Below are 12664 nucleotides of genomic sequence, written 5' to 3' on the forward strand. Positions count from 1 at the left end.
ATGACCCGCGTGATCATGGGGGGCGCGCCGGAGGGGTTCGACGCGCAGCTGATCCTGTCGGAAGTGGCCCGCGCCGAGGGCCCGGTCGTGCATGTCGCCCGCGATGACAAGCGCCTCGCAGCCACGGCCGAGGCGCTGCGCTTCTTCGCGCCCGACATGCCGGTCATGACCTTCCCCGGCTGGGATTGCCTTCCTTACGACCGCGTCTCTCCGAACGCGCATGTGTCCGCCACGCGCATGGCGACGCTGGCGGCGCTGGTGCACGGGATGCCGGGGCGGTTCGTCCTTCTGACCACGCTCAACGCCGCCACGCAGAAGGTTCCCGCGCGCGAGCTTCTGCGCGATGCCGCCTTCAGCGCCCGCGTCGGATCCCGCATCGACGAACCCGCGCTGCGTGCCTTCCTCGTGCGGATGGGGTTCGTGCAGGCGCCGACCGTGACCGAACCGGGCGACTATGCCGTGCGGGGCGGTATCATCGACATCTTCCCGCCGGGCGAGACGGGACCCGTACGCCTCGACCTGTTCGGTGACGTGCTGGACGGCGCGCGGCGGTTCGACCCGGCCACCCAGCGCACCATCGAGAAGCTGGACGTGGTGGAGCTTGCGCCGGTGTCCGAGGTGATCCTCGACGAGGCCGCGATCACGCGTTTCCGCCAGAATTACCGGATCGAGTTCGGCGCAGCGGGCACCGACGATCCGCTTTACGAAGCGGTCAGCGCGGGCCGCAAACACCAGGGGATGGAGCACTGGCTGCCGCTGTTTCACGAGCGGCTTGAGACGCTGTTCGACTACCTGCCCGATGCGGGCGTGACGCTGGATGACCAGCTGGAGCCCGCGCGGCTCGCCCGGTGGGAGATGATCGTCGACCAGTACGAAACGCGCCGCCACGCGCTGGAACAGCGCAGCGGGTTCGACAGCGTCTACAAACCTGCCGCACCCGGCGGGCTGTACCTTGACGACGCGGGCTGGACCACGGCGATGGAGGGGCGCCGGGTGGTGCAGTTCCATCCCTTGCCGCAAGCTTCTGGCCCCGGCGTGGTGGATGCGGGCGGCCGGATCGGGCGCAATTTCGCGCCGGATCGCCAGCAGGAAAACATCAGCCTTTTCGGTGTTCTGGCCGATCATGTTCGCGCGAAACTCGAAGACGGCCCCGTCGTCATCGCGTCCTATTCCGAGGGCGCGCGCGAGCGTCTTTCGGGCCTGATCGAGGACGAGGGGCTGGCCGAGACCATCCCCGTCACCGACTTCACCCGCGTCGGCAAGACCGGCCTGCATTTGGCCGTCTGGGCGCTGGAACACGGGTTCACCGCGCCCGGTCTTACCGTGATCTCGGAACAGGACGTGCTGGGCGACCGGCTGATCCGCAAACCGGGCAAACGGCGGCGGGCCGAGAATTTCCTGTCCGAGGTCGGTTCGCTCTCTCCCGGTGACTTGGTTGTACACGTCGATCACGGGATCGGGCGGTTCCAGGGGCTGGAGGTCATCACGGCGGCGGGTGCGGCGCATGAATGCCTGCTGCTGGAATATGCCGAGGGCGCAAGGCTTTACCTGCCGGTCGAGAATATAGAACTGCTGTCGAAATACGGCCACGAGGAAGGCCTGCTGGACAAGCTGGGCGGCGGGGCGTGGCAGGCCAAGAAGGCACGGCTGAAGGAACGCATCCGCGAGATGGCGGACCGGCTGATCCGGGTGGCCGCCGAACGCGCGCTGCGGCGTGCGCCGATCCTCGAGCCGCCGCCGGGCATGTGGGACGCCTTCGCCGCCCGCTTCCCATACCAGGAGACCGACGACCAGCTGCGCGCGATCGAGGACGTGGTGACGGACCTGACCGCCGGCACCCCGATGGACCGGCTGGTCTGCGGCGACGTGGGCTTCGGCAAGACCGAGATCGCGATGCGCGCGGCCTTCATCGCTGCGATGTCCGGCGTGCAGGTCGCGGTGATCGCGCCGACCACGCTGCTGGCGCGTCAGCATTACAAGAGCTTTGCCGAGCGCTTTCGCGGTTTTCCCATCGAAGTCAGGCCCTTGTCGCGGTTTGTTGGTGCAAAGGATGCACAGGCCACGCGCGAGGCGCTGGCGCGCGGAACCTGCGATATCGTGGTCGGCACCCACGCGGTTCTGGCCAAGTCGGTCAAGTTCCAGAACCTCGGCCTGCTGATCATCGACGAGGAACAGCGGTTCGGCGTGCAGCACAAGGAGCGCCTGAAGCAGTTGCGCAGCGACATCCACGTGCTGACCCTGACCGCGACGCCGATCCCCCGGACGCTTCAACTTTCGCTCTCAGGTGTCCGGGATCTTTCGATAATCGGCACTCCGCCGGTCGACCGGCTGGCGATCCGCACCTACGTGTCCGAATTCGACGCCATCACCATCCGCGAGGCCCTGCTGCGCGAGCACTATCGCGGCGGGCAGTCGTTCTTCGTCGTGCCGCGGATCAAGGACCTGCCGGAGGTGGAGGAGTTCCTGCGCGACCAGGTGCCCGAGGTGAGTTACGTCGTGGCGCATGGGCAGATGGCGGCGGGGGAGCTCGACGACCGGATGAACGCCTTTTACGACGGCAAGTACGACGTGCTGGTGGCGACAACGATCGTCGAGTCGGGCCTTGATATTCCCACGGCGAACACGATGGTCATCCACCGCGCCGACATGTTCGGACTGGCGCAGTTGTACCAGATCCGGGGCCGGGTGGGACGCGCGAAAACAAGGGCTTACGCCTACCTGACCACCAAGCCCCGGATGCGGCTGACGCCCACGGCGGAGAAGCGTCTGCGGGTTCTGGGCTCCCTCGACAGTCTCGGCGCGGGCTTCACGCTGGCGAGCCAGGACCTCGACATTCGGGGTGCGGGCAACCTGCTGGGTGAAGAGCAGTCAGGCCAGATGCGGGACGTGGGGTACGAGTTGTACCAGTCGATGCTGGAAGAGGCGATTGCCAAGATTAAAGCCGGTGAAATCAGTGGGTTGAGCGATGCGGATGACCAGTGGGCGCCGCAGATCAACCTCGGCGTGCCGGTGCTGATCCCCGAGGATTACGTGCCGGACCTCGACGTGCGGCTGGGTCTGTATCGCCGTCTGAGCGGGTTGCAGACCAAGGTCGAACTGGAAGGGTTTGCCGCCGAGCTGATCGACCGGTTCGGAAAATTGCCCAAAGAGGTCAATACCTTGCTGCTGGTTGTTCGCATCAAGGCGGAATGCAAGAAGGCAGGCATCTCCAAGCTGGATGCGGGACCGAAGGGCGCGACGATCCAGTTCCACAACGACAAGTTCGCCTCCCCCGAAGGGCTGGTGCAATTCATCCAGGACCAGCGCGGATTGGCAAAGGTTAAGGACAACAAGATCGTCGTGCGCAGGGACTGGAAAAAGGACAGCGACAAGATCAAGGGCGCCTTTGCCATCGCCCGCGACCTCGCGAAGTTTGTGCAATCTGTACAGAAGACCCCCGCGGAATGAGCATTTTGGCCTGAATGGCGCAACGGGTGGCGCGCGGTCTGTTCACGGGTGCCGAGCCGCGCTGAGTCGGGCCGCGGTGCGGCGATCCGAGGATAGGGCTGCGCGGTTTATGGTTGCCAAGCTCTGACGCTGTTCATGCGGTGCGCGTTCGGTTGCCAAATCGCCGTGCCGTGGGGGCGGCCCGGCGATTGCGCGGCGGCCTTCGGCCTTGATTCCGCGCTGGGGCGTCAGTCCCAGTCGATGTCGAACTTGGTGACGACCGCGTCGATCATCGATGGATCAAGGGCCTTGAAGTCCATCCCGCGCAGCATCAGGGCGAGCTTGGCGGTGGCTTCCAGTTCCTCGATGGCGTTGCAGGCGGCCTGCGCCGTCTTGCCAGACACGACCGGCCCGTGATGGGACAGCATGACCGCCGCGTGCCTGCTCGCCAGACCGCGCACCGCGTCGCCCATCGCCGGATCACCGGGGACGAAGACGGGCAGCAGCCTGACCCGGCCAAGCTGCATCACGGCATAGGGCGTCAGGGGCGGGATGAAGGTGTCTTCATCCGCGTCCGGAAGCATCGACAACGCGACCGAGTGACAGGAGTGCAGGTGCACCACCGCGCCAGCCTGCGAGCGGGTGTCGTAGAAGGCGGAGTGGAGCGGCATCTCCTTGGTCGGCGCGTCGCCCGCGATGTGGTGGCCCAACGCGTCGAACCGCGACAGGCGGGCGGGGTCGAGCCGGCCAAAACTCGACCCGGTGGGCGACACGAGCAAGCCTCCATCTTCGGTCCGGGCCGAGATGTTGCCGGTCGATCCGTGGGTCAGGCCTCGATCGAACAGCGAGGCGGCCAGCGTGCAGATATCTTCGCGGAGTTTCGTTTCGGTCATGCGCCTGCCAGCAGCCGGTTGGCCTTGTCAAAGAAGTCGGGTGCGCCGAAGTTGCCGGATTTGAGCGCGAGGACCAGATCATCGCGGGCGCGCAGCGCGGGAACGCCCGGATCGATTTCGGGACCGATGCGCAATTCGCCAAGGCCGAGGCCTTCGACGACGGCGCCGGACGTTTCGCCGCCTGCGGTGATGACGCGGGTTGCGCCCTGTGCCACGGCGGCGCGGGCGGTGGCGGCGAAGAATTCCTCGAACGCGTGGCCGGCGCGGTCGCGGCCATAGCGTGCCTGCACCTCTGCCACGATGTCGGGGTCGGCGGAGGAATAGGCGAGCGGCAGGCCGTCCTGTGCGAGCAGCCAGCGGGCGACCTCGTCCGGGTCGAGCCTGCCTTCTATCACCTCTTCGGCGCCCAGTTCGCGGGCGGGGTTGCGGGCGCGGTGTTCGGCCACCTGCGCGCGGGTGGCGATGGAGCAGGAGCCCGACAGGCAGATCGCGGGGCCTGCCTGTCCCTGCCAGTCGGGCGTGCCGGGGATGCAGCCGAAATTCGCGGGCAGGCCAAGCGCCACGCCAGAGCCACCGGTGACCAGCGGCAAATCCCGCGCGGCGGTGCCGATGTCGCGCAGGTCGGCATCGCGGATCGCGTCCACGACGATCAGGCGGTGCCCGGCCGCATCCTCGCGCGCCAGCGCCGCGCGGATCGCCTCCGGCCCGGCAAAGACGTCTTGCGTGGCGACGTGGCCGACGGTGCCGGTGGTCTGCGGCGCGAGCCAGCGGCGGATGTCGGGATCGGTCATTGGGGTCAGGGGGTGGTTCTGCATGCCCGACTCGTTCAGAAGCCGGTCATTCACGAACAGGTGCCCCTGGTAGACCGACCGCCCGGTGCCGGGGAAGGCGGGGCAGACGATCACCTGCCGGGCCCCCAGCGCATCGGCGAGCGCATCGGCGACGGGGCCGATATTGCCCTCAGGCGTGGAATCGAAGGTGGAGCAGTATTTGAAGAAGAATTGCGTGCAGCCCTGCGCGCGCAGCCAGTCGAGCGCGGCCAGCGACTGCGCCACGGCGTCGGCCACCGGGATGGACCGGGATTTGAGCGCGACGACGCCGGCCTCGACCGATGGGTCGGCATCGTGTTCGGGCACGCCGGTATATTGCACCACGCGCATGCCTTCCTTGGCGAGCGTGTTGGCAAGGTCGCTCGACCCGGTGAAGTCGTCGCCGATCAGGCCCAGTTTCATGTGATCCCCCCGTGCGGTGGCCGCAGTATGTCGCGGCCTGCGCAGGGCGACAAGCGGGGCTTTGACAGGGGCGGGCGGGGGGCGTATGCGTTTATGTATCCAATCGGATACAAGGAGGCCGCGATGGCACGGTCCGAGATGTCGAGCGGGCAGGCCGCCCATGCCGCACTGATCGAGGCGTTGCGGGCGGGCGTCTTTGCCCCCGGTGACCGGCTGCGCGAGGAGGACGTGGCGCAGCGCCTGTCGCTGTCGCGCACGCCGGTGCGGGAGGCCTTGCGGAGGATGGAGGCGGAGGGGCTGGTCACCCACCGCCCGCGCCTGGGCGCGGTGGTGCGGCAGCTGACCCATGCGGAGGTCGTGGAGCTTTACGAGATGCGGCTGGTGCTGGAGCGCACGGCGGCCGAGATGGCGGCCAAGCATGGCACGGCGGCCGAGTTCGACACGCTGGAGGCGCTGAACGGCGACATCGCGGCCGAGCGCTCGCAGCCCGCGCGGGCGGCGGCGATCAACCAGTCCTTCCACCGGGGCCTGTATCACGCCGCGCGGAACCGGTTCCTCGTGCAATCGGCGGCGGCGCTCAACAACGCGCTGATCCTGTTGGGGCCGACCACCTTTGCCGAGGGGCCGAGGGTGGACGAGGTGGTGGCCGAGCATGCCGCCATCATCGCCGCGCTTCGCGACGGCGATCAGGAGGCGGCGGGGCAGGCGGCGGCGGCGCATCTGCAGACCTCGTTGCGGCACCGGCTGCGCGCCTTGGGAGAGGCCGGGTGATCCCGCGCCTTTCCCTGCTGCTGGTGGCCGGGCTCGGTGTGGCGGCGTTCCATGCCGCCTCGCTGCCGTTGCCGTGGCTTCTTGGGCCGATCTTTGCCTGCCTGGGCGCGGCGTTTCTGGGCGTGCCGATGAAGGGGGTGAAGCCCCTGAACGACGCGATGCGCACCATCCTGGGCGTGGCGGTGGGCGCGACGCTGACGCCCGCGATCCTTGGCACGATCCCGGCGATGTGGCCGACGCTGGCGATGGTGCCGGTGATGGTCTTGGCGATCGGGCTGCTGGGGGTGCCGTTCTTCCGGCGCGTCTGCGGCTATGACCCGGTCACCGCCTATTACGCGGCGATGCCGGGCGGGTTGCAGGACATGCTGGTCTTTGGCGAGGAGGCGGGCGCCAACGTGCGCACGCTGTCGCTGATCCACGCGACGCGGGTGGCAGTGATTGTCGTGGCGCTGCCCTTCCTGCTGTCATGGGTGTGGGGCGCCTCTCTCGACCGGCCGCCGGGTGCTCCGGCGGCCACGCTGCCGTGGTCGGAGATGGCGATCATGGCGTTTGCCGCCATCGCGGGCTGGAAGGGGGCGCAGGCGCTGGGGATGTTCGGGGCGTCGATCCTCGGGCCGCTGATCCTGACGGCGGCGCTGACCATTACCGGCGTGATCCAGCACCGCCCGCCGGTGGAGGCGATCTGGGCCGCGCAGTTCTTTATCGGGATGACGGTGGGCGCGAAATACGCGGGCATCACCTGGGCCGAGGTGCGGCGCGACCTTGTGGCGGGGCTGGGCTTTTGCGCGCTGCTGGTGGTGCTGACGCTGGCCGTGGTCGAACTGGTCTATACCACCGGCCTCGCGCCGGGGATGGAGGCGGTGCTGGCCTTCGCGCCGGGAGGACAGGCGGAACTGGTGGTGCTGGCGCTGATCGTGGGGGCGGACACGGCCTTTGTCGTGGCGCATCACGTGTTGCGCATCTTCGTCGTGATCCTTGGTGCGCCGGTGGCCGTGCGCTGGCTGAAATAGGCGCGGTTTCCCTTGGGCCGGGGGCGGTCTAGGGTAGCGTGAAAGACGCAAGGAGTGCCCATGTCCCTCACCGAAGTTCTGGACCGGATCGACAGTGATCTCGATGCCGCCGTCGACCGCCTGATGGCGCTGCTGCGCATCCCGTCGATATCGACCGACCCGGCCTATGCCGCCGAATGCGACCGCGCCGCCGACTGGCTGGTGGAGGATCTGCGCGGGCTGGGCGTCAGGGCGGAAAAGCGCGCCACGCCGGGGCACCCGATGGTCGTGGGCCATGTCGAGGGCGAGGGGCCGCACCTTCTGTTTTACGGCCATTACGACGTGCAACCCGTTGATCCGCTTGAACTGTGGGACACGCCGCCCTTCGAGCCGGAATTGCAGGACACGCCCAAGGGCCGGGTGCTGCGCGGGCGCGGCACGTCGGACGACAAGGGCCAGTTGATGACATTCGTCGAGGCCTGCCGCGCGTGGAAGGCGGTGCATGGCAGCCTGCCGTGCCGCATCACCTTTTTCTTCGAGGGGGAGGAGGAATCGGGCTCGCCGTCGCTGGTGCCGTTCATGAAGGAGAACCGCGAGGAGCTGACCTCGGACATCGCGCTGATCTGCGACACGGGCCTTTTCGGCCATGACACGCCCGCCATCGTGACGATGCTGCGCGGCATGTTGCAGGAGGAGGTCACGATCACCGGCCCGTCGAAGGACCTGCATTCCGGCATGTTCGGCGGCATCGCCCGCAACCCCGCGCATGTGCTGACGGACGTGCTGGCGGCGCTGCATGACGAAAAGGGCGCGGTCACGGTGCCCGGTTTCTACGACGACGTGCCGGAACTCCCGCCCGCCATCGCGGCGCAGTGGGAGGCGCTGAATTTCGACGCGGGCAAGTTCCTTGGCGAGGTGGGGCTGAAGCATCCGGCGGGCGAAGAGGGGCGTTCGGGGCTGGAGATGATCTGGTCCCGACCGACGGCGGAAGTGAACGGCATGTGGTCGGGATATACCGGCGAGGGGTTCAAGACGGTGCTGCCGTCCAAGGCCCATGCCAAGATCAGTTTCCGGCTGGTGGGTGACCAGGATCCGCACAAGATCAGCACCGCGTTCCGCCAGTTCGTGCGTGACCGGGTGCCCGAGGATTGCACGGTGGATTTCGTGGACGGGATGGGGGCTTCTCCGGCGTCCGCCATGTCGACGGAGCATCCGGCGTTCGAGGCCGCACGCGGTGCCTTGTCGGACGAATGGCCGAACGCGGCGGCCTTCGTGGGCTGTGGCGGGTCGATCCCGATCGCGGGTTATTTCAAGTCGATCACCGGAACGGATGCGATGCTGATCGGGTTCGGGCGGGACGACGACCAGCTCCATTCCCCGAACGAGAAATACGACCTTGAGTGTTTCCACAAGGGCATCCGCAGCTGGGCGCGGATCCTTGATGCGCTGACGTGATCGCGGGCTTCGACACCGGGCGGCAGGGCGGGCTGGCCTATGCCGCAGGCGGCGAGGGGCCGCCCCTGGTGTTGCTGCACGGGTTTCCGCAGACCCACGCGATGTGGGCGCATATCGCGCCGATTCTGGCGCTCACCCATCGCGTGATCTGCCCCGACCTGCCGGGATATGGCGACAGCGATACGCCGGGGCTGGAGGGTGCGAGTTTCCGCGCCATGGGTCAGGCGGTGCTGGGCTTGCTGGATCATTTGGGCGTGGAGCGGTTCGCACTGGTGGGGCACGACCGGGGCGGGCGCGTGGCGCACCGGCTGTGCCTAGATGCGCCGGACCGGGTGGACCGGGTGGCGCTGATGGACATCGTGCCGACGCACACGCTTTTGTCAGAGCTTCAACATGACGTGGCAACCGCTTATTACCACTGGTTTTTCCTTGCCCAGCCCGAGCCGTTCCCGGACACGATGATCGCCGCCGACCCGGATGCCTATTTCGAATCCTGCCTTGGCGGCTGGGGTGGTGACGGGCTGTCGGCGTTCGACCCGGCGCAGCTGGACGCCTATCGCGCGGCGTGGCGCCAGCCCGAGCGCATTCGCGGCATGTGCGACGATTACCGCGCGGGCGTGACGCGGGATTTCGAGGATGACTGCGCCGACCTCGGCGCGCGCATCCGGTGCCCGGCGCTGATCCTCTATGGAGAACAGGGGGTTATGGCGCGTTTTTATGACGTGGCCGAAACATGGGCGCCCAAGTGCACCTACATGGAGGCACAGGGCATTCCGGGCGGGCATTTCTTTCCCGATACGGCACCCGAGGTGACGGCGGCCGCACTTGCGGCGTTCCTTGAAGAACGCGGTGCAAGTGACTCAGAAGAGGCCTGAAAACCGCTCCGGCAGGAAGTATTGCAGGTCGTAATCGGGGCGGTCGAACTGGAAGAAGCCAGTGTCGCCACGGGGGCGGAAGGTGGCGTGCATCGCGTCGCGCAGCCAGCCAAGGTCGAACCCGTCCTGCATCTTGAGGTCCGCGAAAGCGTCGAACACGGCGCGGTCCTCGCCCCGCGCCTCGGCGAACCAGTGGCGGCCGATGGCGACTTCCTTGACCGTGCCTCCGATCTCGGTCGTGACGGCGTTGCGCTGGTTCATCGTCTCGACGTAGTTCGGGAAGTCGCAGAATTTCAGGTGGAAGAGGTAGAGCGGGTCGGGCGTGAAGAGTTTCGAGGCCTGCGTGAAATGCCCGCCGCGCGCGATCTTGGTGCCGAGCGACACGACGCAGGGTTTGGAATAATGCGGGGCGAGGCGGACGTGGCGGCGGGGGCCGAGGATCGTGTCGGTGATGGGGTCGGGTTCAAGATCGATGCGGTGGATGACTTCGAGCCCGACAGGCGTCAGCACCCGTCGGATCGGAGCGTCGCGCAGGAAGTCCAGCAGGGACATCCCGGCGGCGGGGTCGATCACTACCAGTTCGTCCACGTCGCCCACGATGACGTGGTCGTAATAGCTGCGCAGGCCCGACACGATCCCGTTCAGGAGACGCCAGCGTTTCATGTCGAAATTCTTGTGCGGGTCGCCGGGGATGCCGATAATGTTGCAGCCTTTGGCGAGGCGCGCGATCTCCTCCCCCCGACCGTGGTTCACGATATAGCAATTCTCGCGTCCCAGCATGGTGCCGTAATGGCGGAGCCATGCCTTCAGGAAGAACGCGTCGTCGCGCACCATGGTGATTGCGGCTGCGGTGGATTGCATGCGCGACCTCGTGACGGGGCCTCTTGGCGGGCCTCGGGCGCGACATTAGTAGACAGGGGGGCGTTTGTGAATCATGAATGAGGCAAAAGAGCAGCCGATGATCGATCTGTCACAAACCGGCCTCAGCCTGCATCGCGCGACCGACGTGCCCATCACCCAGTTCCAGGTGCTGGGGGAGCGCGGGTCGGGCACCAACGTGGTGCGCAAGACGATGGAGAAGAACCTGCGCCTGATGCGGGTGGAGGGGCTGGGTTGGAAGCACGGGTTTCCGCACATGGTCTGTATCCCTGACGACCTGCTGGTTGTCTGCGTGGTGCGCAACGCCGCGGCGTGGGCACTGTCGATGCACAAGCGCCCGTGGCATGTCGCGCCCGAGGTGCAGGCGCTGGGCTTTTCCGAGTTCCTGCGGGCGGAGTGGCGGTCGGTCGTGGATCGCCCGCCGGATTTCGAGATGCTGAGTGACGAGTTGCACGGGCAGGGCGCGACGCTGCAATATGATCGCCACCCGATCACCGGCCTGCCGTTCGAGAACCTTTTCCGGCTGCGCACCGCCAAGCTGCGGGCGCTTGAGGGGATCGCCAACCGGGGCTGTTCGTTCGTGTTCGTGCAGCTGGAGGTGTTCCACGTGCTGGGCGAGGATTACCTGCACCAGCTGTGCGAGGCGTTCGACGTGACCCGCAAGGTGCCGCATTTCAAGCAGGTGACGCGGCGGCTGGGCAACAAGTGGAACCAGTCCGTGCGCAATCACCGGGAGACGCCCGAGGAGATCGGCGATGCGGATGCGGAGTTCATGCTGTCGCAGCTTGATCCCGATCTGGAGGCGCGGTTCGGGTATGTTTACTGAGCTTTCGGTGGGGTGAAGGGGTGTTGGGAAGCATCTGCACCTGTGTTTCTCTTCGCCAATGATGCCGCTTTGAGCCATGCGCGGAATCAAGGCCGCAGGCCGCCGCGCATCGACGGGCCGCCCGCACGGCACGTCGATTTGGTGGGGCTGGGTGCTTCGCTGGGGCGGAGAGCGGGGTTTCGGAGATAAAGGTATGTAGCGGGTCGGTTGGGTCGACGCGCCGCGGCCCGTCTGGGACGTTGCCGCTTTGTGTCTGGCGCGGAATCGAGGCCGCGGGCCGCCGCGCATCGACGGGCCGCCCCCCGGCACGTCGATTTGGCTGGGCTTGGTGCGCAGCGTGGGCGGAGTGCGGGGTTGCGGGGATAAAGGAATTTAGCGGGGCGGGTGGATCGACGCGCCGCGGCCCGTCTGCAGACGTGGTGCTTACTTCAACGCCCGGATCGCCTTGATCAGGGGGGTGCGGTCGGGGGTGAAGCGGGGCAATTGGCCGGCGCGGGCGATGGCGTCGGGCAGGGCCACGGGGTCGTGCATGGGCAGGTCGAACAGGGCCTCGAGCTCGATCTCCCACCAGCGGCATTCCTGCAGGCCCTGCTGCACCTCCTCGGGGAAGCGGTGCTTGACCACCCGCGCGGGGTTGCCCGCGACGACGGCATAGGGCGGCACATCGCGGGTCACGACCGCGCCGCCCGCCACCACCGCGCCGTCCCCGATGGTGATACCGCCGCGCAAAACGGCATTGTCGCCGATCCAGACGTCGTGGCCCACGATCAGCATGCCGCGCTGCGGCTGCGGCGAGGGCACGGGCTCGCGGAAGGTCGGGCGCGTGCCGGTCTCGGCCTCCCGCGCATCCTGGTAGGCGGTGAAGAATTCGCGGTTGCTGTTGAAGAAGAGCGAGGAGGACGACGCCGCCTCGATCGGGTGGCGGTAGCCCATGAAGGAGATGTTCTCCCCCACGCTGCAATAGCGGCCAAAGCGGGACTTGGCGGGGAAGGGAGAGGCCAGTTCGGTGAACGCGCCCATTTCAGGCAGATGATAGCCCACGGCGAAGGTCGTGAACGGCTCGACCACCGCGTCACTCAGGATCGCGACCTTGCGGCCCGGCTTGATGCGCTTGACGTAATGCGACAGCGGGCGCGGTTTGCGCATTCCGGTGCGTTTCTGGTGGATGTACCGCGAGGCGAGCAGGTCATGCACCGCGTCGGTCATGGTGAAGGTCATGGTCTGGGCGGTCATCGTCTGCTCGGGTCGTCGTGTTTCCCATAGGCTATCGCAGAGGCCATCATGGCTCAATCCCGGCGCCGGTCGCGGCAATTTGACC

10 protein-coding genes are annotated in these 12664 nt (G+C 67.2%); 6 read left to right on the top strand and 4 right to left on the bottom strand.

Annotated elements, in window-relative coordinates:
• Positions 1-3447 carry a transcription-repair coupling factor gene (gene mfd, locus ATO11_RS01195; protein ID WP_050529003.1) on the top strand — a complete coding sequence of 1149 codons (3447 nt, stop codon included), beginning with the start codon at positions 1-3 and terminating at the stop codon, positions 3445-3447.
• A gap of 227 nt (positions 3448-3674) precedes the next feature.
• Here the strand turns inward: mfd and otnC are convergent, their stop codons facing one another.
• Positions 3675-4319 carry a 3-oxo-tetronate 4-phosphate decarboxylase gene (gene otnC / locus ATO11_RS01200; protein WP_050529004.1) on the bottom strand — a complete coding sequence of 215 codons (645 nt, stop codon included), beginning with the start codon at positions 4317-4319 and terminating at the stop codon, positions 3675-3677.
• The gene (gene otnK / locus ATO11_RS01205; RefSeq protein WP_050529005.1) at positions 4316-5551 is read right to left on the bottom strand and encodes a 3-oxo-tetronate kinase; all 1236 of its coding nucleotides are present in this window, start codon (positions 5549-5551) and stop codon (positions 4316-4318) included. The genes otnC and otnK overlap by 4 nt, the downstream gene beginning before the upstream one ends.
• Positions 5552-5674: 123 nt before the next feature.
• Here otnK and ATO11_RS01210 point away from each other — a divergent pair, with 123 nt between their 5' ends.
• Genes ATO11_RS01210 through ATO11_RS01225 form a run of 4 tightly spaced genes read left to right on the top strand, consistent with a single transcriptional unit; the run spans position 5675 to position 9641 of the window.
• Positions 5675-6322 carry a GntR family transcriptional regulator gene (locus tag ATO11_RS01210; RefSeq protein WP_050529394.1) on the top strand — a complete coding sequence of 216 codons (648 nt, stop codon included), beginning with the start codon at positions 5675-5677 and terminating at the stop codon, positions 6320-6322.
• Entirely contained in the window at positions 6319-7332 is a 1014-nt protein-coding gene (locus tag ATO11_RS01215) for an AbrB family transcriptional regulator (RefSeq protein WP_110553498.1), read from the top strand. The genes ATO11_RS01210 and ATO11_RS01215 overlap by 4 nt, the downstream gene beginning before the upstream one ends.
• A 60-nt stretch (positions 7333-7392) precedes the next feature.
• Positions 7393-8766 (top strand): M20/M25/M40 family metallo-hydrolase, encoded by a 1374-nt coding sequence (locus ATO11_RS01220; protein WP_050529006.1) that lies wholly within the window; start codon positions 7393-7395, stop codon positions 8764-8766.
• Positions 8763-9641, top strand: a complete 879-nt coding sequence (locus ATO11_RS01225; RefSeq protein ID WP_050529007.1) for an alpha/beta fold hydrolase — start codon at positions 8763-8765, stop codon at positions 9639-9641. The genes ATO11_RS01220 and ATO11_RS01225 overlap by 4 nt, the downstream gene beginning before the upstream one ends.
• Here ATO11_RS01225 and ATO11_RS01230 read toward each other — a convergent pair.
• Positions 9627-10502, bottom strand: coding sequence for a glycosyltransferase family 2 protein (locus ATO11_RS01230; protein ID WP_050529008.1), 876 nt, complete (start codon positions 10500-10502; stop codon positions 9627-9629). The two genes, ATO11_RS01225 and ATO11_RS01230, sit on opposite strands and share 15 nt — an antisense overlap.
• A gap of 97 nt (positions 10503-10599) precedes the next feature.
• Between ATO11_RS01230 and ATO11_RS01235 the strand changes: the two genes are divergently transcribed.
• Entirely contained in the window at positions 10600-11346 is a 747-nt protein-coding gene (locus ATO11_RS01235) for a hypothetical protein (protein WP_165586910.1), read from the top strand.
• Positions 11347-11769: 423 nt separating this feature from the next.
• Here ATO11_RS01235 and ATO11_RS22460 read toward each other — a convergent pair whose 3' ends face one another.
• Positions 11770-12579, bottom strand: a complete 810-nt coding sequence (locus ATO11_RS22460; protein ID WP_050529010.1) for a DapH/DapD/GlmU-related protein — start codon at positions 12577-12579, stop codon at positions 11770-11772.
• Positions 12580-12664: the final 85 nt, after the last annotated feature.

This window comes from Pseudaestuariivita atlantica, from assembly GCF_001205715.1.
GTDB classification, from domain to species: domain Bacteria; phylum Pseudomonadota; class Alphaproteobacteria; order Rhodobacterales; family Rhodobacteraceae; genus Pseudaestuariivita; species Pseudaestuariivita atlantica.